Annotated in this window: 16 protein-coding genes; 1 reads left to right on the top strand and 15 read right to left on the bottom strand. The window is 57.1% G+C overall.

What is annotated here, in order from left to right; translation table 11 throughout:
- Positions 1-214: 214 nt before the first annotated feature.
- The 10 genes from ACE5LO_RS20305 to ACE5LO_RS20350 all read right to left on the bottom strand — a co-directional run bounded on the left by ACE5LO_RS20305 (position 215) and on the right by ACE5LO_RS20350 (position 17,435).
- A complete protein-coding gene (locus tag ACE5LO_RS20305) occupies positions 215-1,576 on the bottom strand; it encodes an NfeD family protein (RefSeq protein WP_375521817.1) in 1,362 nt (453 codons plus the stop codon).
- A gap of 207 nt (positions 1,577-1,783) precedes the next feature.
- Positions 1,784-2,227 carry a GatB/YqeY domain-containing protein gene (locus tag ACE5LO_RS20310; RefSeq protein WP_375521818.1) on the bottom strand — a complete coding sequence of 148 codons (444 nt, stop codon included), beginning with the start codon at positions 2,225-2,227 and terminating at the stop codon, positions 1,784-1,786.
- A gap of 16 nt (positions 2,228-2,243) precedes the next feature.
- Entirely contained in the window at positions 2,244-2,417 is a 174-nt protein-coding gene (gene rpsU / locus ACE5LO_RS20315) for a 30S ribosomal protein S21 (RefSeq protein ID WP_005547957.1), read from the bottom strand.
- A gap of 109 nt (positions 2,418-2,526) precedes the next feature.
- Entirely contained in the window at positions 2,527-2,892 is a 366-nt protein-coding gene (locus ACE5LO_RS20320; RefSeq protein WP_375521819.1) for a histidine triad nucleotide-binding protein, read from the bottom strand.
- A gap of 116 nt (positions 2,893-3,008) precedes the next feature.
- Positions 3,009-3,545: a hypothetical protein gene (locus tag ACE5LO_RS20325; protein WP_375521820.1), complete on the bottom strand. Its 537-nt coding sequence runs from the start codon at positions 3,543-3,545 to the stop codon at positions 3,009-3,011.
- 294 nt (positions 3,546-3,839) lie between these two features.
- Entirely contained in the window at positions 3,840-7,262 is a 3,423-nt protein-coding gene (locus tag ACE5LO_RS20330) for an AAA family ATPase (RefSeq protein ID WP_375521821.1), read from the bottom strand.
- Complete coding sequence (locus ACE5LO_RS20335) at positions 7,259-8,443, bottom strand: exonuclease SbcCD subunit D (protein WP_375521822.1); 1,185 nt, start codon at positions 8,441-8,443, stop codon at positions 7,259-7,261. Before ACE5LO_RS20335 ends, ACE5LO_RS20330 begins: the two co-directional genes overlap by 4 nt.
- A gap of 23 nt (positions 8,444-8,466) precedes the next feature.
- Positions 8,467-12,471: a helicase-exonuclease AddAB subunit AddA gene (gene addA, locus ACE5LO_RS20340; protein ID WP_375521877.1), complete on the bottom strand. Its 4,005-nt coding sequence runs from the start codon at positions 12,469-12,471 to the stop codon at positions 8,467-8,469.
- Positions 12,471-15,980 carry a helicase-exonuclease AddAB subunit AddB gene (addB, locus tag ACE5LO_RS20345; RefSeq protein ID WP_375521823.1) on the bottom strand — a complete coding sequence of 1,170 codons (3,510 nt, stop codon included), beginning with the start codon at positions 15,978-15,980 and terminating at the stop codon, positions 12,471-12,473. The genes addA and addB overlap by 1 nt, the downstream gene beginning before the upstream one ends.
- Before the next feature lie 81 nt (positions 15,981-16,061).
- Positions 16,062-17,435 (bottom strand): class I SAM-dependent rRNA methyltransferase, encoded by a 1,374-nt coding sequence (locus ACE5LO_RS20350; protein WP_375521824.1) that lies wholly within the window; start codon positions 17,433-17,435, stop codon positions 16,062-16,064.
- Positions 17,436-17,592: 157 nt separating this feature from the next.
- On the opposite strand from ACE5LO_RS20350, the gene ACE5LO_RS20355 reads away from it, so the two are divergent.
- On the top strand, positions 17,593-18,588 hold the full coding sequence (locus ACE5LO_RS20355; protein WP_375521825.1) for a Na/Pi cotransporter family protein: 996 nt from the start codon (positions 17,593-17,595) through the stop codon (positions 18,586-18,588).
- Here the strand turns inward: ACE5LO_RS20355 and ACE5LO_RS20360 are convergent.
- The 5 genes from ACE5LO_RS20360 to prmA all read right to left on the bottom strand — a co-directional run bounded on the left by ACE5LO_RS20360 (position 18,575) and on the right by prmA (position 23,544).
- A complete protein-coding gene (locus ACE5LO_RS20360; protein WP_375521878.1) occupies positions 18,575-19,015 on the bottom strand; it encodes an NUDIX hydrolase in 441 nt (146 codons plus the stop codon). The two genes, ACE5LO_RS20355 and ACE5LO_RS20360, sit on opposite strands and share 14 nt — an antisense overlap.
- 108 nt (positions 19,016-19,123) lie before the next feature.
- On the bottom strand, positions 19,124-20,467 hold the full coding sequence (mtaB, locus tag ACE5LO_RS20365) for a tRNA (N(6)-L-threonylcarbamoyladenosine(37)-C(2))-methylthiotransferase MtaB (RefSeq protein ID WP_375521826.1): 1,344 nt from the start codon (positions 20,465-20,467) through the stop codon (positions 19,124-19,126).
- A 1-nt stretch (position 20,468) separates the two neighbouring features.
- Complete coding sequence (locus ACE5LO_RS20370) at positions 20,469-21,236, bottom strand: 16S rRNA (uracil(1498)-N(3))-methyltransferase (RefSeq protein WP_375521827.1); 768 nt, start codon at positions 21,234-21,236, stop codon at positions 20,469-20,471.
- 662 nt (positions 21,237-21,898) lie between these two features.
- Positions 21,899-22,576: a site-2 protease family protein gene (locus ACE5LO_RS20375; RefSeq protein ID WP_375521828.1), complete on the bottom strand. Its 678-nt coding sequence runs from the start codon at positions 22,574-22,576 to the stop codon at positions 21,899-21,901.
- 2 nt (positions 22,577-22,578) lie between these two features.
- Positions 22,579-23,544 carry a 50S ribosomal protein L11 methyltransferase gene (gene prmA / locus ACE5LO_RS20380; protein WP_375521829.1) on the bottom strand — a complete coding sequence of 322 codons (966 nt, stop codon included), beginning with the start codon at positions 23,542-23,544 and terminating at the stop codon, positions 22,579-22,581.
- Positions 23,545-23,784: the final 240 nt, after the last annotated feature.

The raw sequence follows: 23,784 nt of genomic DNA on the forward strand, positions 1-23,784 counted from the left end.
AGGTGGCCTTTTTGCGCCATTTTCAGCAAATAGCCATTTTCGTATAAAAAGTCAGGTTTTCAGCACCGAGAAGGTTGGATGAAGCAAGGGACTGAGGAGCGGAGCGTACTAGGGGTACGTGAGCACCGGAAGGCCCGGCTGAATTCAAGATTCGATGCCGAGTCCGCTTCCTGACTTCCTTCGTGATCAAAAGATGACTTTTTGAACTACCTCTTTAAGTAAGCTCTTTCACTACAACACGTCCGCCTTCAACTCTGATTACACTGACAGGCTTGTTGCTCTCTATAAATCCGCCCTCTGTTACAACATCAATCCTTTCGCCTTCAATCAGCGCTGTGCCGGCCGGACGAAGCGGTGTGAGGCTGGTGCCCTGCATGCCCAGCAGCCGCTCCTTGTTCGTCACCGAAGAATAACCTTTGTCTTCCGTCAGACTCTCGTTCAAAATAAACTTGTTCCAAATGCCGCGGTCCTTGAACGCAACGGCGACAATCGCGATCACGATGGCGGCAGCAGCAAAAGCAATACCAAGCGATAGCAGCGCATGCGTCGTATCATAAGCGGCCCGGACTACCCCTGCAACAAGGCTTGCTGAGCCGAGCAGCCCGAGAATGCCAAAGCTCGGTACAAACAGCTCCAGCGCAAGCAGCACCAGCCCGATAACAAACAGCACCCATGTCTCGTATCCGGCAAAGCCTGCCACATAATTTCCGAAGAAATACAGTCCAAATGCCAGTATTCCCAGAATGCCCGGCACACCGAAGCCCGGTACAATCAATTCAATGACAATACCTGCAATGCCGACAAACAGCAGCAGCACCTGCACCCAAGGGTGAGTTAAAAATCCGGCAAACTGTTCGGCCGGCGATTTGTCGACCCGGAACATGTCATGATTGGCGAATCCCATCCAGTCCGCGACCTCTTCCGGAGAAGAAGCAATACGGTCGGCATACCCCGTTTTAAGGGCCTCCTCGCTGGTAAGCGAAATAATCTGGCCTTTTTCCTTGGCCTTGCCGATTTCCGGCATGTTCACTTGCAAATTGACATCCACCATACCCTCGGCAATGGAGGTATTTCTTCCGCCTGCCTGGGCGGCTGAAGCCATAATGCTTTTCCAGGCAGCCACGCTTTTCGGATCCTCCACCGGCGTGCCCAATCTGTCCACGAGCGCCGCCGCTCCGATCATACTGCCTGGCGCCATGGCAATTTTGTCGGCATTCAATGCAATATACGCTCCTGCAGACGCAGCATTTCCGTTTATGTAAGCTACTGTAGGAATGCCGCTGCTTTTAATCAGCTCTCCGATTCTCTCCGCCGTATCCACCCGTCCCCCTGGTGTGTTGATTTCCAGAATAATCAGGCCAGCCTTCGATTGCTTGGCTTCTTTGAAGCCCCGTTCCAGAATATTCTGCAGCCCCCGCTCAATTTCCTGGTCCACCGGAATCACGAATACGGGCCCGATTCCTTCCCCTGTGGCTGCCGCCATCGTCCGAATTCCCCCCGCAGGCAGCAGGACCAGGGCAAACAGCAGGAAAGCAAGCATGGCTTTCAAGCCTGGCGCCGTTTTTTTTACATCCATCGATCTCCCCCCTTCCGGATATTATGTACATTTTACCAGAATTCAACTTGCATATTGGCCGTTTATCCTGAAAAGACAGCAGGCCGTCAATAATTTACATACGTCATAAACCTTACACAGGTTTCAAAACCTGACAGTAGCAGGGACTAAAAGTCTGAACAAAAAGAAAAAACACTCCCTGTTAAACAGAGAGTGTCCGCTCTTTTTTTATTGCAGAAATTGCTGAACCGCTTGGTTCACGAGTTTTCCGTCCGCACGGCCCTTTACCTTGGGCATCAGGGCCGCCATCACTTTTCCCATATCGGCTTTCGAAGAAGCACCGGTTTCCTGGATGGTCTGCTGTACAATAACTTTAATTTCTTCTTCGGTAAGCTGTACGGGAAGGTACTGACTGAGAAGCTCAATTTCCGCTTTGTTGCTTTCCGCAAGTTCATCGCGGCCTGCTTTTTCAAATTCCTGGAGGGCATCCTTGCGTTGTTTGATCTCACGACTCAGAATATCAAGCAATTCGTTGTCATCCAAATCCCGTTTCAACTCTATTTCAAGGTTTTTTATCGTAGAACGAACCATTCGAATAGTAGAGAGTTTGAACTTGTCCTTACTCTTCATCGCCTGCTTCATATCTTCGTTCAATCGTTCGCTCAAATTCATGATAGCTCAGATCCTCCTAGAACTTTCTCTTACGAGCAGCCTCGGACTTTTTCTTGCGCTTTACGCTTGGCTTTTCATAATGCTTGCGTTTCTTCACCTCAGCCAATACGCCATCCTTAGCGATGGAACGCTTAAAGCGACGAAGTGCAGCATCAATTGTCTCGTTTTTGCGAACTTTAGTTTCAGACACCAGTTTTCCCTCCCTCCGACCAGACCGTCCAAGAGCAATAACACGGTTCATCAACTTTCATTATAGGTGAAAGCCAAAGCAGGTGTCAACCTGTGAAAAGAAAAGGGGCTTATCCTGCTGCGTGGGAATCAGAAATCCCTGTCAAAGCGCCCAGTTTGGCGCCGCCAAGCAGATGATAATGCAGGTGGTGAACCGCCTGACCGCTGTCCGGGCCGCAGTTATTGATAAGACGGTAGCCCGACTCGGACACGCCGAGCTGCTGCGCCGCTTCTTGCGCAATACGATGGATTTCAGCGATCAGTGGAAGATCCTCTTCCGTCACATCGTTCATGGATGCGATATGCTTTTTCGGAATAATCAGCACATGAACCGGCGCCGCAGGCTGAATATCATGAAATACGAGCATATCCTCCGTCTCCAGCAACTTGTTTGACGGTATGGAGCCTCCCACAATTTTGCAAAACAGACAATCCATTATGTAATTCCTCCTTTTTGAATGGGCCACTATGAACTCAATCATACCGAAAAAAAGGACAAAATGACAGCAGGCCCGCCCCTTGCCGGGGTACGGGCTGCTAATAAGGGAAAAGCTCAATAATAAGGAAGCAGGCCGATGGCCGTCAATGCGGCAAGCGGCAGGATAAGCCTGTTGAAACGGCGTCTGCCGTAGAAAGGATACGCAGGATAGCCATAGCCGTATCCGTATCCCGGAAACGCGCCGGGGTAGCCCGCGAAAGGATAACCAAAGGCGCGAGTACGCATCCCCCCGCATCCGCAGTCATCGTAAGGCTGATTGGCCTCCGGTTGAACATTCGCAGGCATATCAGCTTGATACGGCATGTTGGATTGATACGGCGCATTGGCTTGATATGGCATGTTGGATTGATACGGCGCATTGGCTTGATACGGCATGTTGGATTGATACGGCGCATTAGCAGTATTCGGCATATTGTTATTCGCTCCACCGATCGGAACCGCCATATAAATATTTTCGTCGTCCACATTCTCCACTATTCCGTCATACATCGATCCGTCCTTCACCCATACGCACACATAGCGGTGCTTATGCTTCATACAGATCTCCTTTGTTTCACTCTTTTCCTTTTCGTTCACAGCGATATTTTCCATCTTCCGTACCTCCTTAAGCTTGCAGGAAAGTTCACATCCCACTCTGCAATATCCTATTCAGATCTGGGCGTTTTGCCACTATCCTCTGCAGCCTTTCGGAAGACAAAAAAAGGCCATCCCCGCGTCGCTCTGCCCGAGCTCCGCACGCGGCAGCGGCGCGGGGCATGACTCCCGGCCCCGCTGCCGCAGCAGGGATGACGATCAATAATATGTCGGCTTGGCTGTATTATAACAGCGCTATGAAACTGTCTCTGTGATATCGATCACCTGCTCCGCTGCAAATCATCTCTCCCGTCACAGCGTTTCGAGCACGACCCGTGAGCCGCCTCCCGCCTGCTCGGCCGGCAGTATGATCAGCTTGCGCGGCAATCTTGCCCGCAGCTCCGGTACATGGCTGATGACACCGACCGACAGCTGATCATGATGAAGCTTTTCCAAGGAGGTAATGACCGTATCCAGCAGCTCGGGATCCAGCGTGCCGAAACCTTCATCCAGAAAAAAGAACTGGAGCGGAAATTGGCCGCGCAGCTGAATCTGTGCAGACAGGGCCAGGGCCAGCGATAAGGAGGTGAGGAAGGTTTCGCCGCCGGACAAGGTGGATACTGGCCGCTTGATGCCTCCATTGGCATCGTCGCTGATGATAAAGCCGCCGCCGGAGTCCACTTCGAGGGCATAGCGCTGCTTCGTCAGGAAGCGCAGCCTGCGTGAAGCCGCCTGGCTAACCTGAATGAGCTGCTCCTCCGCAACATACTCGACAAAAGCGTTGCCCCGCAGACTGGACTGCAGCTTGGACAGCTTCTCCGCTTCATGCTGCAGATGCCCGCGCCGCTGCTCAAGCTCCATCCAACGGACATGGCGCTGCTGTAAATCCTCCAAGTCCCGCTCCGCCTTGGCCTTGTTCCTGAGCGCCTCCTCATCCTGCTCACGGCTTTCCCGCAGCCGGGTCAGGCAGTCGTTCCACTCCTCAACAGACCAGCTTGTTCCCGCAAGCCGCTCCTCCAGGTGGCGCAAATGAGCCGCAACCTCCTTCTCCCGTTCGCGGTGGCTGTTCACTTCCGCTTCCAGCCGGGCCGCCTGCTCGGGCGGGATGCTGCTCTCCAGCACCGCAGCTTCATCGGCAAACGGCGAGGTGTCAAGCTGGGAGTGCCAGCGCGCTGCGGCGACAGTCTTGCGCTCCGCTGCGGAATCCGCAGCCTGAAGAGCCATGACGGCCGCTTTGGCGGTTTCATGCTTGTGCTCCTCGGCTTCCTTGCGCAGACGGCTGCAGGCGTCGGCCTGCGACTTCAGCTGCGACAGCCTGCTTCTCGCTTCGCTCAGCAGCTGCAGTGCGCTGCCTCCGCCGATCCAGGCGTGCAGGCGATCCGTCTTCTCGCGCAGAAGCACGTCCTTGCCCTCCAGCTCGGCCTGGCGCGCGATAATGAGCTTGTCCGCCTCAACGACGGCTTGCTCGATGAGCTGTACACTGCGTGCCTTCTCCTCCAGGAAGGTCACGCTTGTCTCCAGCTTGGACCGAATCTCGTCGGCCTGCATATCGCGCTCCTGCATGGCGCGATACCGCTCCTCCGCGCTGTCCGGCTCCACGCCGGGCAGCTCGCGCTCCCAGCCGCTGCGCAGCTCCTGCGTGCGCGCAGCGGTGCTTGTGCGCTTGCGCTGCGCCTGCGCAAGCGCTGTGGCGGCGGCTTCGTGCTCCGCCGCCGTACGGATGCGCCGCTGCTGCAGCCCGGCCTCCGCCTCCCGCAGGGCGGAGGCTTGCTCGCGCAGCGGCCCGGCGGCCGCGGCCAGCTTCGCCGCCGCGCGTTCGAGCGCGCCGCAGCGGGCGGCCCAGGCCGCGAGGTCGTGCGGCGCGTGCGGAGCGGCCAGCGGCTCCTGCACGGCCGCCTCCGCGCCCGCGGCGCTCTCGGCCTGCGGCAGGGCGGCTTCGCCGCCGACAGGCTGCAGCTGCGCCACGAGGCCGCGCCGCTCATGCAGCTGCTGGCGCAGCTCCAGCCGCAGCTCCTGCAGGCTGGCGCGCAGCCGCTGCAAGCCATCGGCGGCGATGTGGTCGCCGCCGTCCGCGGCCGCTGCCACCGGCGCCGGATGATGCAGCGAGCCGCAGACCGGGCAGGGCTCGCCGTCATGCAGCTCCGCTGCCAGATTCTGTGCCAGCCGGCGCAGCTCGCCGGCGCGGATATCGCTGCGCAGCGTCTCCTCCGCAGCAGCAAGTGCCATCAGCTCACGGGCGCAGTCCGCCTCCAGGCGCACCAGCTCGCCAGCCTGCTGCATCGCCGCCTGATACACACCGGCACGGGCAGCTTCCGTCTGCCGGGCTTCCGTGTCCGTCCGCGACAGCTCCTCCGCCGCGCCGCGCATGCGCAGCTCCTGGGCGGCAGTTTCTTCTTCGGCTTCCCGCAGTTGCTCCGCCGCCGCCTTCAGCTGCTGCAGCCGCTGCATCGCTTCCTGCAGCAGGCGCCTCTCTTCGGTCTTCACCTCGGACTGTTTGAGCTGCTCCTGCAGCTCTTTCTGCCGGTTCAGCCCGCGGCTGTGCAGCTCCCGCTCCTTATGCAACTCCTGCACATGACGCTTGCAGTCCGTCTCGGCCCCGGCAAGAAGGGCGGCAAGCTGATCACGCGCTATCTGAAGCGCATCCGTCTCCTTTTGCAGCTCCAGCGCCTGTTCAAGCTGGTCGATCCGCAGCAGCAAGCGCGGCTCCTCGGCGGTCAGCTCCCGGCCTGCCTGCTCGTCCGCCAGTACGGCCTGCTCCGCCTTCTCGTCCGCCTCGCGGGCCAGTCCGGCAGCGGTGGCTGCCGCAGATTCGCGCGCTGTCGCTTCTGTGGAGGCTTGCTTCCAATCCTCCAGCACCGGCTGCAGAGCCCAGGCAGCGGCGGCCTGCTTCAGCTTCTGCTCCAGCGCAGCCATTTCACTCTCACGTACCGCCAGCTGCCGCAGCTCCTCCGTTCTGCCCTGCCGCTCCATTTCGAGGTCGCGGATTCTCGACATGGCTTCCGCCTCACGCGATACCGCTTCAAGCTGAGTGCGAGAGGACTGCGCATATTCCACTGTCAGCCGCAAGCGCAGTTCCGCCTCTTTCAGCGCGTCTGCACTGGCATCTCCCAACCCCTGCTGCTCCGCCTCCAGCGATTTCAAAGCCGAATCTGTGTCCTTGACTCTCCGGCTCAGCTTCTGTGCCAGTTGGTCGCCATACTTCTCCAGATGGAACAGCCGCTGCAGCATTTGCCTTCGCTCGCTTCCCTTCAGGGAAAGAAATTCGGCGAATTTCCCCTGAGGCAGCACCACGGCCCTCGTGAAATCATCCATTTTCAGGCCGATGACGTCCTCGACACAGCGCGTCACCTCAGCCAGCTTGTCCGCCATCACTTGCTCGCCTTCATCCGTAATTACCACAAAGCGGCTGAGCGAATTGCTGACCGACACGCCCGAAGTCCGCTTGAATCTGCGTTCCACGCGGTACCGTTTGGGACCTTGCGCCGACATCAGTTCAAACGTGAAAGCGACGGACAACGTGTCCTCCGCATGATTCATAATTCCCTGCGTACCGCCAGCAGCACGCTCGACCTTGCCGTAAAGCGCCAGCGTAATGGCGTCCAGCAGCGTCGATTTCCCACTCCCGGTCGGCCCGAAAATGCCGAACAGCCCCGTTTCAGTCAACTCCTCGAAGCGGATTTCCTGCTGCTCCCTGTAGCTTTGCAGCCCCGCTACCTTCAGCAATATCGGTTTCATGACACATGCTCCTCCGTTCCGCCAATCTCCCCGTCTTCCTCCACAAGCTCCAGGAACAGCTGCACAAGCCCGTCGTCCGGCTCGGCCCCGCCGGTCTGGCGCTGGTAAAAGGAGCGGAACAGCTCGTGCAGCGGTATTTCGGAGCGCTGCTGCTCCAATTCGGCGGCGGCCATTTCAGGATACACTGGCCTGATATGTACAATCCCGTCACGGCTTTTGCGCAGCCGCTGAATTTCTCCGATCGACATAGCCTCGGTCAGCGAAATTTCCAGGTCTATGAACGCATCCGCATCCAGCCCATCATCCAACCAGCGGTACACCTCCTCGAGCCCACCTCTCGCACGCCAGCGCACCAGCGGGCGTCCGCTGCTGAGATGCAGTTCCTCAATGCGTGCAGGCTGCCCGGGCAACGCTTCAACGAGCGTCACGGACTTGGCCTGTCCCGCTTCGGAGAAGCTGTAGGCCAGCGGCGAACCGCTGTAGCGCAGAATCCCTTCCCCTTTCACATACTGGGGTCGGTGCAGATGTCCCAGGGCGGTATATTGAGCCCCGACAACAAGCGCCGACGGATCGACCGTGTAGGCTCCCCCTACCTGAATGGGCCGCTCGGAGTCGGTTTCCAGTCCCCCGAGCACATAGATATGGCTCATCGCCAGATTGACCGTATCCGGACGAAAGGAAGCGGCCAGCTGTGTCATCAGCCTGGCCACACGGCGGCTGTACGCCTCGCGCAGCACGCTTTCGTCCCCGTCCTCGCTGAGCAGTTCGTTAAGACGCGCCTCCGAGGGGTAGGGAAGAGCGGCGATCATCGCCGTTTCCCCTGTTCTTGGCGCGGTGATACGCACCGCCTCCGGACTAGGCAGCCCCAGCAGCCTGATGCCTTGCTGGCGAACGAGAGGGGTGACAGAAGACACCCGTTCCGGCTGGTCGTGGTTGCCTGCAATCGCAACGAACTGCCTGCCTCCTTCCGCCAGCCGTGCAGCGGCCTCATAAAACAGCTGCTCCGCCGCCGCAGGCGGATTGACCGTATCATAGACGTCGCCTGCCATCAGAATCAGATCCGCCTGCTGATCCTCCGCCATGCGCACGAGCTCCTCTAGAAAGGCTTCCTGTTCCTTCAACCTGCTGCGGCCTTCAAGCGTCCTGCCCAGATGCCAGTCGCCCGTATGAAGAATCCTCATCTCTCTTCCTCCTAAAAGTTTTTCTACACCTGAACGCTTTCCCCCGAATCAAAGAAATAAAGCCATCTTTCCCCGATCTTCCGGCCAAGAATATCCTCCATCACCCGCGAGTACAGCTCCAGTTGAAAACGGTATGTCTCGGCCAGGGCTGCCGTATTCCGGTACTCAGAGATCCGGTCTGTTTTGTAATCCAGCAGCACAAGACCCTTTTCGTCTTCGAATAGACAATCGACAATTCCCTTGACCAGCACCGTATCTTCCTCCAGTTCTGCCGGAAACATGTCATTGTCCATGACGATCCCCGCCTGCCGGATGTCCAGCGCCTTCCTGCTTGCGAGCTGCGAGGCAGGAAGACCGTAGCTGAACGGCAGCTCCCGCTGCACGGCGGGAGACCGGAGCAGCCGCTGCCCGAGCCCGGTAGCAAAGAAGCGTTCAATCTCGCCTGTATCAATCATGTCGGCATGCTGGCGCAGCAAGATTTCAGATTGAACAAGATGCTCCTTCGTTTGCTCGATGACAGCGGCATCGGCACTGCCCTTAAGGGGCAGATGGAGCATCAGCGTATGGTACACCGTACCCCGCTCGCTCGGACTTAGCCCCTTGTCCTCCATAAATTTCGGACGGCGCAGCCGCAATCTTTCGAATGCAGGCTGCGCTATGGACGTTTCTCCGCTTACCGCGCTCAGGATATTCATCCACTCCGCCGCCGGATGTTCCTCGCCAGTCGAACTCTGCTTCAGCTCCGTTGCCGATGTATTGGCGGCCGTCCTGCCCGCAAGCGCATGCGGATAGGTCCAGGATAGGGCCTTTGCCAGCTCCCCGGCCTGATTCGCCGCCCCAGTCTGTATCGGCTCCGCCTGTCTGAGCGCTTCAATGCGCTGGTTTCTGTCCGGCATAAGCTCTGCTTCCTGGCCTGGGCCCGGCTCCGTTTCCGCAGCCGCCGCAGCCTTGGAGTGCAAGGATACGATCCAATGTCCATCACTCGCATTCAGAGGCTGATACTCCTCCTCTGGCAGGCCCGCCGCCTCACGAAGAACGGTGGCCGACGGATGACGCAGCAGCGCCGGGCCGATCCAGTCGAGATAGCTCCTGCCCGCAGCAAGCAGATAATCAGGCAGCACCTCCTCCGGGCGGTCCTTGATGCCGGCCCAGGAAGCCGCCTGCGCAGCAGCATTCCGCACGGTAGCCGTGATGATCATCTTCTCGCGCGGACGGGTGAGGGCAACGTACAGTACGCGCATTTCCTCTGCGAGCAATTCAAGCTGCGAGCGTCTGCGGATGGCCAGATTCGGCAGGGTTGGATAGCTAACCCTGTTGCCGCTATCAACGAATCTGGGGCCAAAGCCAAGCTCTTTATGCATGAGGAAGGGCATGTTCAGGTCCTGCCTGTTGAACATTTTGGCCGCTCCGGCGATGAAGACGACCGGAAACTCCAGCCCCTTGCTTTTATGAATGGTCATGATGCGCACAGCTTGTTCAGGCTCCGTCGTGACACCGGATGGCCCCAAATCCCGGCCGTTTTCGCGCAGCCTGGAGATGAACGTCAGGAAACGGAACAGTCCCCGGTTTGCAGTCGTCTTTTCATATTGAAGCGCACGATCATACAGTGCCTTCAGGTTGTTCTGGCGTTGCACGCCTCCAGGCAGACCCCCGTTCCAGTCCAGATAGCCGGTATCTTCATATACCCGCCAGATCAGGCCGCTGAGACTGCCCTGAACCGCTTCCTGTCTCCAGACTTCAAGCCGGTTCAGAAAGCGCTGCAGAAGCACTGGCATTCTTGTTTCGCCAGGGTCGATCCCCTGTTCCTGTGCCGCCTCCGTCACAGATTCAGCCACCCCGTGGCTCTCCGCTGCCTCATGCCTGCCTTCTCCGGCCGCAGCCGCTTCCACGGTGGCCGCCGCCATCGCTTTGGCATTTCGGTCCGCAGCCGCCATAACTGCGTCATAAAATGAGCCGTTAGGGCGCTTCACCCTGATCCGCGCCAGCTCGTCCTCTGTCAGGCCGACAATGGGCGAACGAAGTACGGATGCAAGCGGGATGTCCTGTCGCGGGTTATCGATAACATGCAGCAGGGACAGCATGACCTCGACCTCGGTCGCCTTGAAGAAACCCTTCGTCTGTTCCCCTGCTGCCGGAATGCCGGCCAGCCGCAGCTCCTCCACCAGCAGCGGAGCCCATACCGCCGCCGAGCGCAGCAGAATGACGATATCGCCGTAGCCGGCAGGCCGCATCGTTTTGAGCCCCTTGTCATACACTTGCAAAGCCGTTCCGGTATCTCCGACAATTTCCCTGATGCGGCTCGCGATCAGCCGTGCCTCCAGCTGCGCCGTTTCCAGTTCGGCCAGCTCTTCTTCCGGGGTGGCTGTCTCCTCATCAATTTCATCCGTCTGAACAGATGAACCCGTTGCTCCTTTATCAATCAGAATCAGCTCCGGCTGATAAGGGCTGACACTGTCTGCAGAAGTCTCCGGAAAGTCTGCTCCGTGCACCAGCTCGGCCCGCTCATCGTAATCAATCTCGGCCACATCGGCGCTCATGATCTGGCGGAACAGCAGATTGACCGCATCCACCACCTCGCGGCGGCTGCGAAAATTGCGAGCCAGATCAATCAGCAGTCCAGGCTCGGCCTGCTCGCCAAAACGGCGGTATTTATTCAGGAACAAGCCAGGCTCGGCCAGTCTGAAACGGTAAATACTCTGCTTGACGTCCCCCACCATAAAGCGGTTCCCGGGCTGTGGGCGTGCCAGCAGGCGTACGATATCCTCCTGGACAGTGTTCGTGTCCTGGTATTCATCCAGCAGCACCTCGTCGAACCGGGCCTGATACTCCAGTGCCGCATCCGAAGGCCACAGCTCTTCCGGCGTTGAATCCGGATGCCGCAATATGTGCAGGCAATAATGCTCCAGATCCCCGAAATCGACGAGACCCTTTCCCTGCTTTTCCCTGCGGAACCTCTCCCCGAACGCAATGACGGTTTCCGCAAGCTCCTCCATCAGCGGGGCAGCCTCGTTCAGTTCGGCCAGAAACTGCTCCGGCGGCCGTCCGAAAAGGGATGATTTCAGGTCGGTCAGAGCTTTTTTGGCCCGGTCCCGCAGCGATTTGACGCGTTCCTGCAGCTCCGGATCGGTCTGATCCTTTTTGACAGGCTTCAGTTTGCCGAAGGCTGCGGTTTGAAACCGTTCATACAACCGTTCCCAAGGCTCAAGCTCAAGCGCCTGCTGAAGCTCCTCTACCATTTGCATTTCCTCCGCAAGTGTGAGCGCATAAGGCGCAGGCCCTTCCGGCTGCATAGCCAGACCGTGTGCCTGCTCCAGCAGACTGTGCACACCGCGCAGCTCAAGCCGCGCATCGGTAGTAATGCTGGAAGCCCAGGAAGTCGCCCCCAGATCGGCCATGCTGCCTACACGGAAGGCGGCCGCCGTCTCCCGCAGCCAATGCTCCGGCCAGGGGTGGCTCTGGGAGAAATCATACAGCCGCTGCACCAGCCCATACACTGCATCATCGGTCCGCTCTCCGCTGAACCAGTCCACCATCATGCGGAATACGCTGCCATCAGGGTGTGCGCCGTACTTCTCCTCGAACAGCTCTTCCAGCAGCTCCTGCCGCATCAGTTCTGTTTCATGCTCATTCATGATCCGGAAGCCAGGATCGAGCGGAATGGACTGATAGTGGCGCCGGATGACCTCCATGCAGAACGAATGAAGCGTCGTGATGGACGCCCTTCCGAGCAGCGACAGCTGACGCAGCAGATGATCGCTTCCTGGATTGTCCTCCAGCGCGCGTTCCAGCGCCTCACGGATTCTGTGGCGCATTTCGGAGGCGGCGGCCTTCGTGAAGGTTGCCACCAGCAGCCGGTCTACACTGAAGCCAAGTTCGGGATCGGCGATTTTGCGGATAATCCGTTCGACCAGCACCGCAGTTTTGCCTGAGCCTGCCGCGGCAGCCACCAGCATGTCTTCACCGGACTGCACGATGGCCTGCCACTGCTCGTCGCTCCAAAAGCTGCCTTCCGGCTTTGGTATGTGCATCACTCCGTCCTCCCTCCTTCATGATTGTTGTTCAGCATGTCCCACAGCTGTTCTTTTCCCGGCTTCGCCAAATGCTTATACCTGCTCCCTTCCAGGCTGTCGTCGAACTGGCATACAGATCTGTAGGAGCAAAAATCGCAGGCGGTCTCCTGCTGAATACGATATGGAACGATATCAACCTCGCCTTCCGTCATCCGTGTTCCAATATCCCGGATATTGCTGCGCACGGCGGACAGCAGCGATTTCCACTGCTCCGGACTTGCCACCGCCGCGCTGCTGTAAAAGCCGCCATCCGCCTTGACCGCCACGGGCAAAATGGCCGAATGGCCTTTGTCCAGCTCTGCATCCATTTTGGCGATGACGTCACGGTCGGCCAGCAGCAGGCCCTTCATCTTGAAGCGTTTCAGCAGCTCCTGCCCGGCCTGTCCGGCGCTCATGCCGTTGGCGGACTGCAGCAGCGGATTATGAACGTGGAAATACAGGGTACCTGCCGGGTAGGCGGGTTCACCCAGCCATTCCTCCGCTCCTTCCAACAACACGTCCAGATAAGTCAGCATCTGCAGGGCAAGACCATAATAGACCTCGTGCAGCTTTAGATCTTTATGGCTTGATTTATAGTCAATGACCCGCAGCAGCAAGCCCTCTTCACCTTCCGCCACATCGACCCGGTCAATACGACCGATCACTTCCATCACCACGCCGTTCTCCAGCTCAAACGTCAGCGGAGGCAGCTCCTTGCCCGGACCGAAATCCAGCTCGAGGCCGAGCGGTTCAAAACTTCCCCTGCGGGCATGCTCGCCCAGAATGAGGGAGGCCCGGCTGACGACATCCTTCAGTTTGCGGAAAATATAACCATAACGCTTCGAGCTCAGCAAAATTTTGCCCTGCAGCCGCGGGGCCAGCTGGTCAACCGTCGCCTCCGCTTCACGCCGGCATTCCTCCGAACTGAGACTGCCCCAACTGCGGTTGTCCGCTTTCAGGCGAGCCGCCATATTCCCCAGGGCCGCGTGAAACAGCTGACCGATGTCCGGCGCCTTCAGCTTATAGACCTGCCGTTCCTTCAGCTTCAGCCCGTGGGATGCGAAATGCGAAAATGGACAGGCCACAAAACGCTCCATCCGCGATACGCTGGTCCGCAACCGCTTGCCGTACAGAACCCGGCTCGTCTCCTGCCGCAGCGGCTGAGCCCGGTTTTCATAGAACAGGGAGGACAGCAGGATTTCTAGCTTCACGCGGTTCTCTCCGCTGCCGCCTGCATACCAGTTGTAGACCTCCCACCACGGTTCAGCTATGTCCGCGCCGCGCAACCACTGCCGCAGCTGCACGATCAACTGGGACAGCGCCTCAGACGTATGCTGTGCATATTCCGCCTGAGCCGTCCAGTCCGCTCCCGGCAGCGGCTGGTTCAGCAACGGCTTTTCCTTCAGTCCCCTGAACATCAGACGCAAATATCTGATGTATTCCGACGGCAACAGTGTCCTGCCCTCTTCATCGGCGACCGGGTAGCTGACCCACAGCTTGCGTCCCGCTGTGGTCATCGCCGTATAGGCGAGAAAACGCTCATCCAGCAGCCTGCGCGTCACATCCGGAGCAAGCGCGATTCCCTGCTCGGATAACCTGCTTCGCTCCTCCTCGCTGAGCACACCTTCCTCCTGCGGCACGGCGGGCATGACACCTTCGTTCACGCCTAGCAGAAAAGCATACTGAATGCCGCTGACCCGGGTACGGTCAGGGCTTCCTGCCAGCACCTGATCCAGCGCGGGCGGGATAAGGGCCAAACGGTATTCGGCCAGTCCTGTTTCCAGCATGCCTGCGTACAGCTCGAACGGCAGCTTCTCCTCGCCCACCATCTCATGGATCTGATCCAGAAGCTCCAGCACGGCGTCCCAGATCTGACTGTGCTCCCGCGCACGCTCCGGTTCACCCTGCTCTTGCGCATAACCAATCATCCGATCGAGCTTGCTGCCTATATCCGCGTCCTCCAGCAGGCGGTACACCGCCTCGCATTGCTCTCTGGCAGTCTTGGCCCTGGACATCCTTTTCTCGAAAGCGTGCAACGGCACAACTACAGCAGCCCGGCACCGCTCCATCCGTTCCAGCGTTTCATCGCGGGCCTTAACCCGCTCGGTTTCATCCATTTCAAGCGACAGGTTTGGCACGGCCTGCCAGGGAGTACCGTCCGTCCAACGGCTGCCCTGAATACCGCAGGCCAGCACATAATTCTCCAGCTCGTCCATAAAGTCGCGGGTCACACTCCCGTCCGACGGGAGCAGCAGATCGGTCTTTACCGCCCTGAACACGTCCTCATAGCGCCAGCGTCTGCGTACGATATCGAGAGAAGCACGTACAAATTCAACCAGTGGATGATGCAAAATATCGCGTTTCTGGTCAATGAAGAGCGGAACCTCATATTTTGCAAAAAGAGGCTCCAGCAGATGCTCATAATCAGCAGGATTGCGGACGAACACGGCCATGTCGCGGTAGCGTACCCCTTCCTCGCGCGCCAGCCGCCTCATTTCGCGGACTGCCCCTTCCAGCTCGGCGCGGCGGTCGGCTGCGGCATACAGCTCGATGCCGGCCGGGGGCTCAGGGGATGCCCAGACTGTGCGCCGGTCAAATCCGGCCTCCAGATGAGCCAGTTCGGGACTGGAGGCGAAGCGCGGCAAAGTCTGAGGCTGCAGCGCTTCAACACAGACGTCTATGCCCCGCTCCCGGGCCATGCCCTGCAGCTTCACATATACCGACGCCGTCGGATGAAACAGATCCAGCTCATGCGGCATATGGTCAGGCGCATATGCCCGGTCCAGCGTCAGGGACACCGTCAGGGAAACGGAAGATAGCAGCAGTTGCTCGATCACTTTATATTCCTGCGGCGTAAATCCACGATAACCGTCCAGCCAGACGTTGGCACCGTCCAGCCAGGAAGAGTGCGGAATCTGTGCGGCCAGACGCATCATCGTATCCTCGCCATCCAGATACAGGGGGGCCAGCTCCTGCTCGAAGTCCCGGTAGAGGGTCAAAATATCCTGAATCTTGCTGCCCAGGATCGGTGAACCTGACTCTCCCTGTATCCGCCCCAGCTGCTCCGGCAGGGAAGCAGGATTCTCCCCGTACCTTTTAAATTCAGTAAACAAGGCGTTCAGACGGTCAACAAATCCGAGCTGGTCGCCCGAATCACGGAACACCTGCAGCTCGTCCTTCCTGCGGCGCACGATTTTATAAAGCAGCATTTTTTTGCCTTCTTCCGTCACGGGGGTTCGCGCCATGCCTCCTGTCTCCTGCATGACTCTGTAGGCGAGCCGGCGGAAGCCCAACACCTGGGCGCGCACGCTTCCCTTGATCTCACGTGACGACAGCAGATCATGCTCCGTATGGAAGGTTGCCTGTTCCGGGACAAGCAGAATAAGCGGCTTGCCCTGCGACTGCTCCTTTAGCTCTCCAATGATTTCCTCGCGAATCCGTGTCGTTTTGCCGCTGCCCGAGCGGCCGATCAAAAAACGGAGTGACATCAGCATTCACCCTCCAACTCTATTTGCAAAAACCCCTTGAGTTAGCAGACGGCAGCCTGCCTTTCAAAGGGTGCTTGATGACTACATCCGGGCGCGGCTCCGCACCTCAAAGATGGCAAATTTCAAGTAATGGCCTTCCTCTACCCCCAGAATTTGCGGATGGTCTTTGCCTGCCGCACGCCATTCTACAAGACGGAGAATCTTGCCGGCGTCCGCCGCCGCTTCCTGAATCGTATCCAGAAAAAGGTCCGGGCGCATATGGTAGGAGCAGCTTGCAGTGACGAGAAAACCGCCTTCATTGACAAGCTTCATGCCGTGTAAATTGATGTCCTTATATCCTCTGCTCGCACCCTTGACGGCGCTTTTCGTTTTCGCAAACGCCGGCGGGTCCAGAATAACAACGTCAAAGGTCCGGCCTCCGCCTACAATCGGCTTGGAGGTATCGACCTTCTTCTGCCCCGCCTCCGCGCGTAAGTGACGCTCCTCCGTCCCCCTAACCTGCTCCCGCAGGTACTTGAATGCGTCTTCGACTACAAATTCGACCCGGTCCTCAAAGCCGTTCAACCGCACATTTTCCCGCGCACTCTCAATAGCATGCTCTGAAATATCGAGGCAGGTGACCTTTTTGGCTCCGAATTTGCAGGCATTCAAGGTGAAGCTTCCCGTATGAGAGAAGCATTCCAGCACTGTCGCTCCGTCCCAGTACGGGAATTCAACGACTTTGCCGCTTTTATTGACAGGTCTTTGCATCTGTTGTCCGTCGGCCTCGGCCATCTGCAGCGTAATGCCGCTTCTTGCCCCCCATCCCTTCATGAGCGGAGCGATGGAAGCCCGGTTTTCGCGCTGGTCGAAGAAATAGCCTGTTTTCTGCCCCTCCACGATATCCACCTTGATGAGCAGCCCGTTCTCCGTCACGGTTACATGGCGCGGGCATTCACCGTAAAGCGGGCCTGTGCGCTGCTCCAGCCCTTCAAGCTCACGTATGGACACATCGCTGCGTTCATAGATCCCGGCAGGCCCGAACACCTCGACCAACGCCGCGGTGATTTCCTCCCGGCATTGATCCATGCCAAGCGTAAGCAGCTGCACCACCAGCACATCCTTAAAACGGTCCACGATTAGACCTGGCAGAAAATCCGCCTCCCCGTACACCAGCCTGTAAGCATCCCCCTCTGGAATAAAGCGCTGGCGGTTCTTCAGGCATTCGCGGAACCGGTCCGCGAAAAACGCCTTGTCCATCCGTTCCAGCGGCTGATAGGACACCACCCGTACGGTAATTTGTGAAGCGGGATTATAATAACCGGACGCCAGGAAGCGGCCCTGGTGATTCAGCACCGCCACCACTTCTCCAGGAGACGGCTCGCCTTCCACGGATGCAATTTCATTTTTGAAAATCCAGGGATGCCCCTGTTCCAGCCTTTTCCTGCGGCCGCGCTCCAATATAACTGATGCCACTGCATTACACTCCTCTATTTGCAGAAAGCGGCGCCTGTGCCGCTTTCCGGTATGTTCACTCATTTAACCTGTCATGGTTGTCCACACTGCCGCATATACGTGATATAGCGGTTTTTTCAATGAGAACAACGAATTGGATCGGAAAGGAGATTTCTCCGTGTTCTTTCATATTATACTTCCTCTGTCAGGCGGTCTGCTCGTTTTCCTTGGGGGCATGAAGCTGATGGAAGCCGCGCTCCGGCAATTGGGCGGGCCGCTGCTGTCCAAATGGCTGAATCGTACCACAGCTTCTCCCTTGAAAGGGCTTCTCTTCAGCTCAGGCCTTACCGCCCTGCTGCAAAGCAGCACGGCCGTCACCGTGTTGACCATCGGACTTGTCAACGCCGGACTGCTCACGTACGGACGCACGCTCGGCATTATCCTGGGCACGAACATCGGCACAGTCGTCACGACCGAGCTGCTCGGCCTGCAGCTTGGTCGATGGGCTATGCCCCTGCTTATAATTTCGCTGCTGGCCTGGGCCGTGTCCGTCATCGTCGTGGAGCGGGAAACTCCTTACCGCTCTGGACCGCCGCGCAAGCTGCTGGCCTTTCAATATGCCAGCCTTGCCTGCGCCGGCTTCGCTCTGCTGCTCGGTGGTATCCAAGTCATGCAGGCCATCGGCCCCTGGGTCAGCGATGCCGGCATGTTCCGCTGGTTCCTTGAACGCTCCGGGGACAGCATGTGGTGGGCCTTCACCGCTGGTGCCTGCCTGACGGCCCTCATCCACAGCAGCGCCGCCGTCATCGGCACCGCCATCAGCCTGGCGGCGGCAGGTGCACTACCGGTGGAGGTCGGCATCGGCATCGTGATCGGCTCCAATGTCGGCACCTGTGTCACCGCTCTGATCGCCGCCCTTGGCGGCAGTCGTGCAGGTCACTTTGTAGCCTGGTCACACACCGGGCTCAACATTATCGGCGCGCTCCTGTTCATGCCTTTTATCGACCAGTTGGCCCAGGCGGCCGCCTGGATGTCCTCCGGCGCGGGAGCACAGATCGCCCATGCTCAAACCTTGTTCAATGTGATCTGCTCCCTTGCCGTGCTGCCTTTATGCTATTTGCCGTTCTGGGAGCGAATGGGCTCCCTGCCGACTGTGCCGCCTACTGCACGCTGATGTTGAGCAGGGCAAGCCCCTTGCGCAGAATGGCGTCATTGTTGTCGTAGCCGCCCTCCCTCTGTCTGCGCCAGGCAGCCTGCGGCTCGTACCACTCAACGCCCTTGATTTCTTCCTCCTGGGCCTTCAATGTACCGTCCACGGCTTCAACCAGATAATAATGGACCTCTTTGTCCACTTCGCCGTATTCCGCATGCTGGTAGGTATAAGCAATGATATCGACTTTATCGGCAATGCGGCCCGTAATTCCGGTTTCCTCCAAAATCTCGCGCAGCGCGGTTTGCTCGACCGTCTCACCCGGCTCCATCTTGCCTTTGGCCAGCGATATTTTGCCGTATCGGTCTGTGATGAGCTGGATTTCAAGTGCTCCGTCCTCGTGGCGGCGGTATACAACGCCTCCTGCGGATATCTCTTTTCTGGCGGCCATCTCTAGTTCCCCTTTCTCTTTGTAGAACAAGGATTTCATCCTCCGGAAGACGGAAAGACGAAATCCTTGCAGTCCCTTCTGTAACCCACTGTGCCTGATGACCGATTCTTACAGCGCGGCCGACAGACCTGCTTCCATGACACGGACGAGCTGGCCTTTGCTTTCGTTGACGCCCGCTGCGGTCATTTTGACGCGGACAACCTTGCCGATCATATCCTTGGAGCCTTCGAACACCATCTGGATATAGTTGTCGCTGTAGCCCTGCAGCAGTCCTTTTCCTTCGGAGCCCTTAGGCTGTCCCTCCGGAATCACTTCAAGCACCTGGCCTACGAACTTCTGCGCATAGGCAAGCTGCATCTGCTCGGAAAGGTCGATCAGTTCGTGCACACGCGCATTTTTCACTTCCTCGTCCACCTGATCTTCCATCCGGGCCGCAGGTGTGCCGCTGCGTTTGGAATAGGGGAAGACATGCATTTCCGAGAAACCGATTTTCTTCATCAGCTCATTGCCGTTGCGGAACATTTCGTCCGTTTCGCCTGGAAAGCCGACGATGACATCCGTCGTAATCGCCACATCCGGCATCGCCTTGCGGATCATCAGCATTTTGTTATAAAACTCTTCGGTTGTATATTTGCGGCGCATCCGTTTCAGCACGGTATCGTCCCCGGCCTGCAGCGGAATGTGAAAATGGCGCACAAGCTTGTCGGAACGGTTCAGCACATCCAGCATTTTCTCGTCAATCTGGCTCGCTTCGATGGAACTGATGCGAATGCGCTCCAGCCCGTCCACCTTTTCAAGATCCCACAGCAGATCGGACAAGTCGTAATTCTCCATATCGTCGCCGTAGCCGCCGGTATGAATACCTGTCAGCACAATTTCCTTATAACCTGCTTGCACGAGTTGCCGCGCCTGCTTAATAATGCTCTGTGAATCACGGCTGCGGGACAGTCCGCGCGACCATGGAATAATGCAGAAGGTGCAGAAATTGTTGCAGCCGTCCTGAATTTTCAGAAAAGCGCGGGTACGGTCCGCAAAATCGGGAACGTCCATCTCTTCGAACACGCGTGTTTTCATAATGTTGCGCACCGCGTTGATCGGTTGGCGGGATTCCTGAATCTGTTGTACATATGGCAAAATTTTATCACGGTCCTGTGTGCCGATGACCAGATCCACGCCGGGGATGTCCATAATCTCAGCAGGTGAGGTCTGCGCATAACAGCCGGTTACGGCGATCACTGCATCCGGATTGCGGCGGATCGCCCGCCGGATAATTTGGCGGCTTTTCTTGTCTCCCGTATTCGTTACGGTGCAGGTATTAATCAAGTAAACATCGGCTGTCTGCTCTTCAAAGTCAACCTGCTCGTAGCCCTCTTTTTTGAAATGCTGCCAGATCGCTTCTGTATCATAAAAGTTGACTTTACAGCCAAGCGTATAAAATGCCACGGACGGCATGTCAATTCCCTCCCATTTCTCCTGATTCATATAGTATACATGCCAACGCCGCCATGCCCGCCGTCTCGGCGCGCAAAATGCGCCGTCCCAGACCGGTGGATCGGGCTCCCGCATTCTCGGCAGCCAGACTCTCCTCCCCGGTAAAGCCTCCTTCCGGTCCAACAACAAGCAGTATCCGGGGCTGTTCCCCATGCTGTCTGCTCTGTTCCATAAAAGGAGCGACCACGTCGCGCAGCTGGCGTCCATGCTCTTTTTCATAACAATAGCATACCAGATCATACCCCGCAAAAGACGCCAGCAGCTCTTTCCAGGAAAGAGGAGCAGCGATATCGGGGATGCGGTTGCGGTGGCTTTGCTCGGCGGCCTCCTTGGCGATTTTGCGCCAGCGGTCGAGCCTTTTGCCTTCCTTTTTGGCATCATACTGTACCACCGTACGATCGGACAGGAAAGGAACAAAAGCATGTGCCCCGATCTCCGTACATTTCTGGATCACCGTTTCCATCTTGTCGCCCTTGGGCAGACTCTGGGCAATGGTTACCTTAACGCGCGGCTCTGAAGTCATTTCAAGCATCTCAATAATCGCCGCGGTAACGCGGTCTTGTTCTATGTGTTCAATTTCCGCGAGCGCTTCGCGCGTTAGGCCGTCGCTGACGATGACCTTGTCGCCGGGACGTCCGCGCATCACCTTGCCGATATGGCGGGCGTCTTCGCCTGTAATGATGACGCTTGTCTCCTGAAACTGCTCAGGCGGAATAAAATAGCGCTGCATCGCTCCGGTTCCTCCCTGAATTGCTTTGCTTTCTTGTAACACGTATCCAAAACTCGTATCCAAAATTATATCTTACATCTTTTACGGATGAAAGACCATACCTTATCATGCCACAAATCTGATCAAGGCCAATATGAAAAACGTCTATCAGCGTACATTTAAAGAAGCGAGGATTCGCTCGGGTTCTCGTTTGTACGTTTTTTCGTACAAAAGTCTGGGTGGAGGCCCGCTCAAGCTCTCGTTTGTACGTTTTTTCGCACAAAAACCTGGGTGGAGGCCCGCTCAGTCTCTCGTTTGTACGTTTTTTCGTACAAAAACCTGGGTGGAGGCCCGTCAAGCTCTTGTTTGTACGTTTTTTCGTACAAAAGCCTGGGTGGAGGCCCGTCAAGCTCTTGTTTGTACGTTTTTTCGTACAAAAGCCTGGGATGTGCCTAGCTTGGCTAGGCGCGCTGTATCAAAAAAGGAGCCTATCGGCTCCAGATCATAAGACAAACATCTAATCGACGTGACTCACAGAAGGTAGACTGCGTTTAACAGTAGTTTATACGAAAATAAAAGTACCTTATTTTCATGCTTGGTGGTGACGATCTAAGTCGTCATGGACAGTTTTTCTCGAGATTCCAGCAAGCTTATACCAAGAAACTTATAACTTTATGGAATCTTTAAAAAATCATCATCGCAAAGCTCGCGAACCCTTGTGCAATGGAATTTACCAGCCCATACAGCGGTGTGATGGTCACTGCCTGCACCGGCGGCAGCACAAGGATCAGCAGGAATATAAAAATGGACCACTGCTCGAACTGCTGCAGCTTGCGCCGTAATGGTGTCGGAGCGATGTCCTCCAAAATTCTGTATCCGTCCAGAGGAGGAAGCGGGATAAGATTGAACAGAAATAAAAGCAAGTTCAGGGAAATCATGTAGTTGAAAAAGATGCGAACCGCATCAAATACGCGCGGGTTGGAATCCAGCCCGGACATGCCCCAATGTACAATCGCAAAATAAATGATGGTCGACAGAAAAGCAAGCAGCAGATTACTTATCGGACCTGCGGCGGAAACGATAACACCCATTAGACGGGGGCGGCTGAAATTGTCGCGGTTGACCGGCACAGGCTTTGCCCAGCCGAAGCCTGCAATGATGAGCAGCAGTGTGCCGAGCACATCCAGGTGAACAGCCGGGTTCAGCGTCACCCGTCCGAGCAGCTTGGCCGTAGGATCGCCGAATTTATTGGCAAAATAGGCGTGCGCAAATTCATGCACGGTAAACGCGATCATCAGTGTCAGCAGAACGAACGGCAGTTCCTCAAGGCGAAAGCGGAAAAAACTGTTCAGAAAGTCCATCGTCAACCCTTCCTCGCCACAAACGCGATCCAGTCTTCATCCCGGTGTTTGTCCTGAATGGTAAAGCCTGCAGCCGTCAGCGCTTCCTCCACAACCTGCTCCTTGTTCTTCCAAATGCCTGATGCGATATAAATGCCGCCTGGCTCCAGTGCATTATACACATCCTCAATGAACAACAGAATGATTTCGGCCAGAATATTGGCTACTACAATTTTAACGGGCAGCTTCACACCGAGGGAAGGGCCATTTCCGTCCAGCAGGGACAACAGATCGCTTTCCTTTACCGTAATTTGCTGCTCCAGCCCGTTCAGGCTCGTATTGGCCTGCGCACTGGATACCGCCACCGGATCGAGGTCCAGTGCAAGCACATGCTTCGCGCCCAGCTTGACGGCGCCAATGGCCAGAATGCCCGAGCCCGTACCGACATCAATAACCTCCTCGCCGCCTTTGATGACCGATTCAAGTGTTCGCAGACACAAGGAAGTGGTCGGATGTGTTCCTGTCCCGAACGCCATGCCCGGATCAAGCTCAATGATCTGCTCCGCTGCGCTCACCGGCTCGTAATCCTCCCAGGTCGGCTTGATGGTCAGACGTTCCGATACACGCTGCGGTTTGAAATACTGCTTCCAGGCGTCGGCCCAGTCATCCTCGTCGACCGTGCGCTGCTCAAAGCTGTAGTCCCCAGGATCAATGTCGAATGTTCTCAATTGCTCGATCCGTGGCTCAAGCTCACGCTGGATTTCATTGAGGTCCGTCTCCTCGTTAAAATATCCCTTGATAACCGCCCGGCCTTCGGGGATGTCGTTCAAGGGCCGTTCATACCATTGACCGTAGGGTGTATCCCGCTCCTTGTTCAAGGTTCCGGACTCTTCGATGGATACACCGCCCGCCCCGGCTTCGTGCAGGAAGTTGGAGATCATCTCCACCGCTTCCTCCGTAGTATGAATTGTAAACTCATGCCATAACATCTATCTTTCTTCCTCCTCGTCTGCATGCATAGAGTTTATTGTACTATACATGCATGTACGAGTTCAAAAAGGGGAATCGCAGAAAGGGCCATTTGACCTGGTGCTTCCTGTTTGCGTTCTGAGATGCTCCGAAGACGCTCCGAGAACGAAGCATTCCTACAATCGCTGTTGACCCTTCGGGCCAAAGGCGACCGCTCCGCTTTTCCGGAATTGCTTCGTCCTCTCCGCTGCCGCGTGCTT

The organism is Paenibacillus medicaginis, from assembly GCF_042138635.1.
Lineage (GTDB): Bacteria > Bacillota > Bacilli > Paenibacillales > Paenibacillaceae > Paenibacillus > Paenibacillus medicaginis.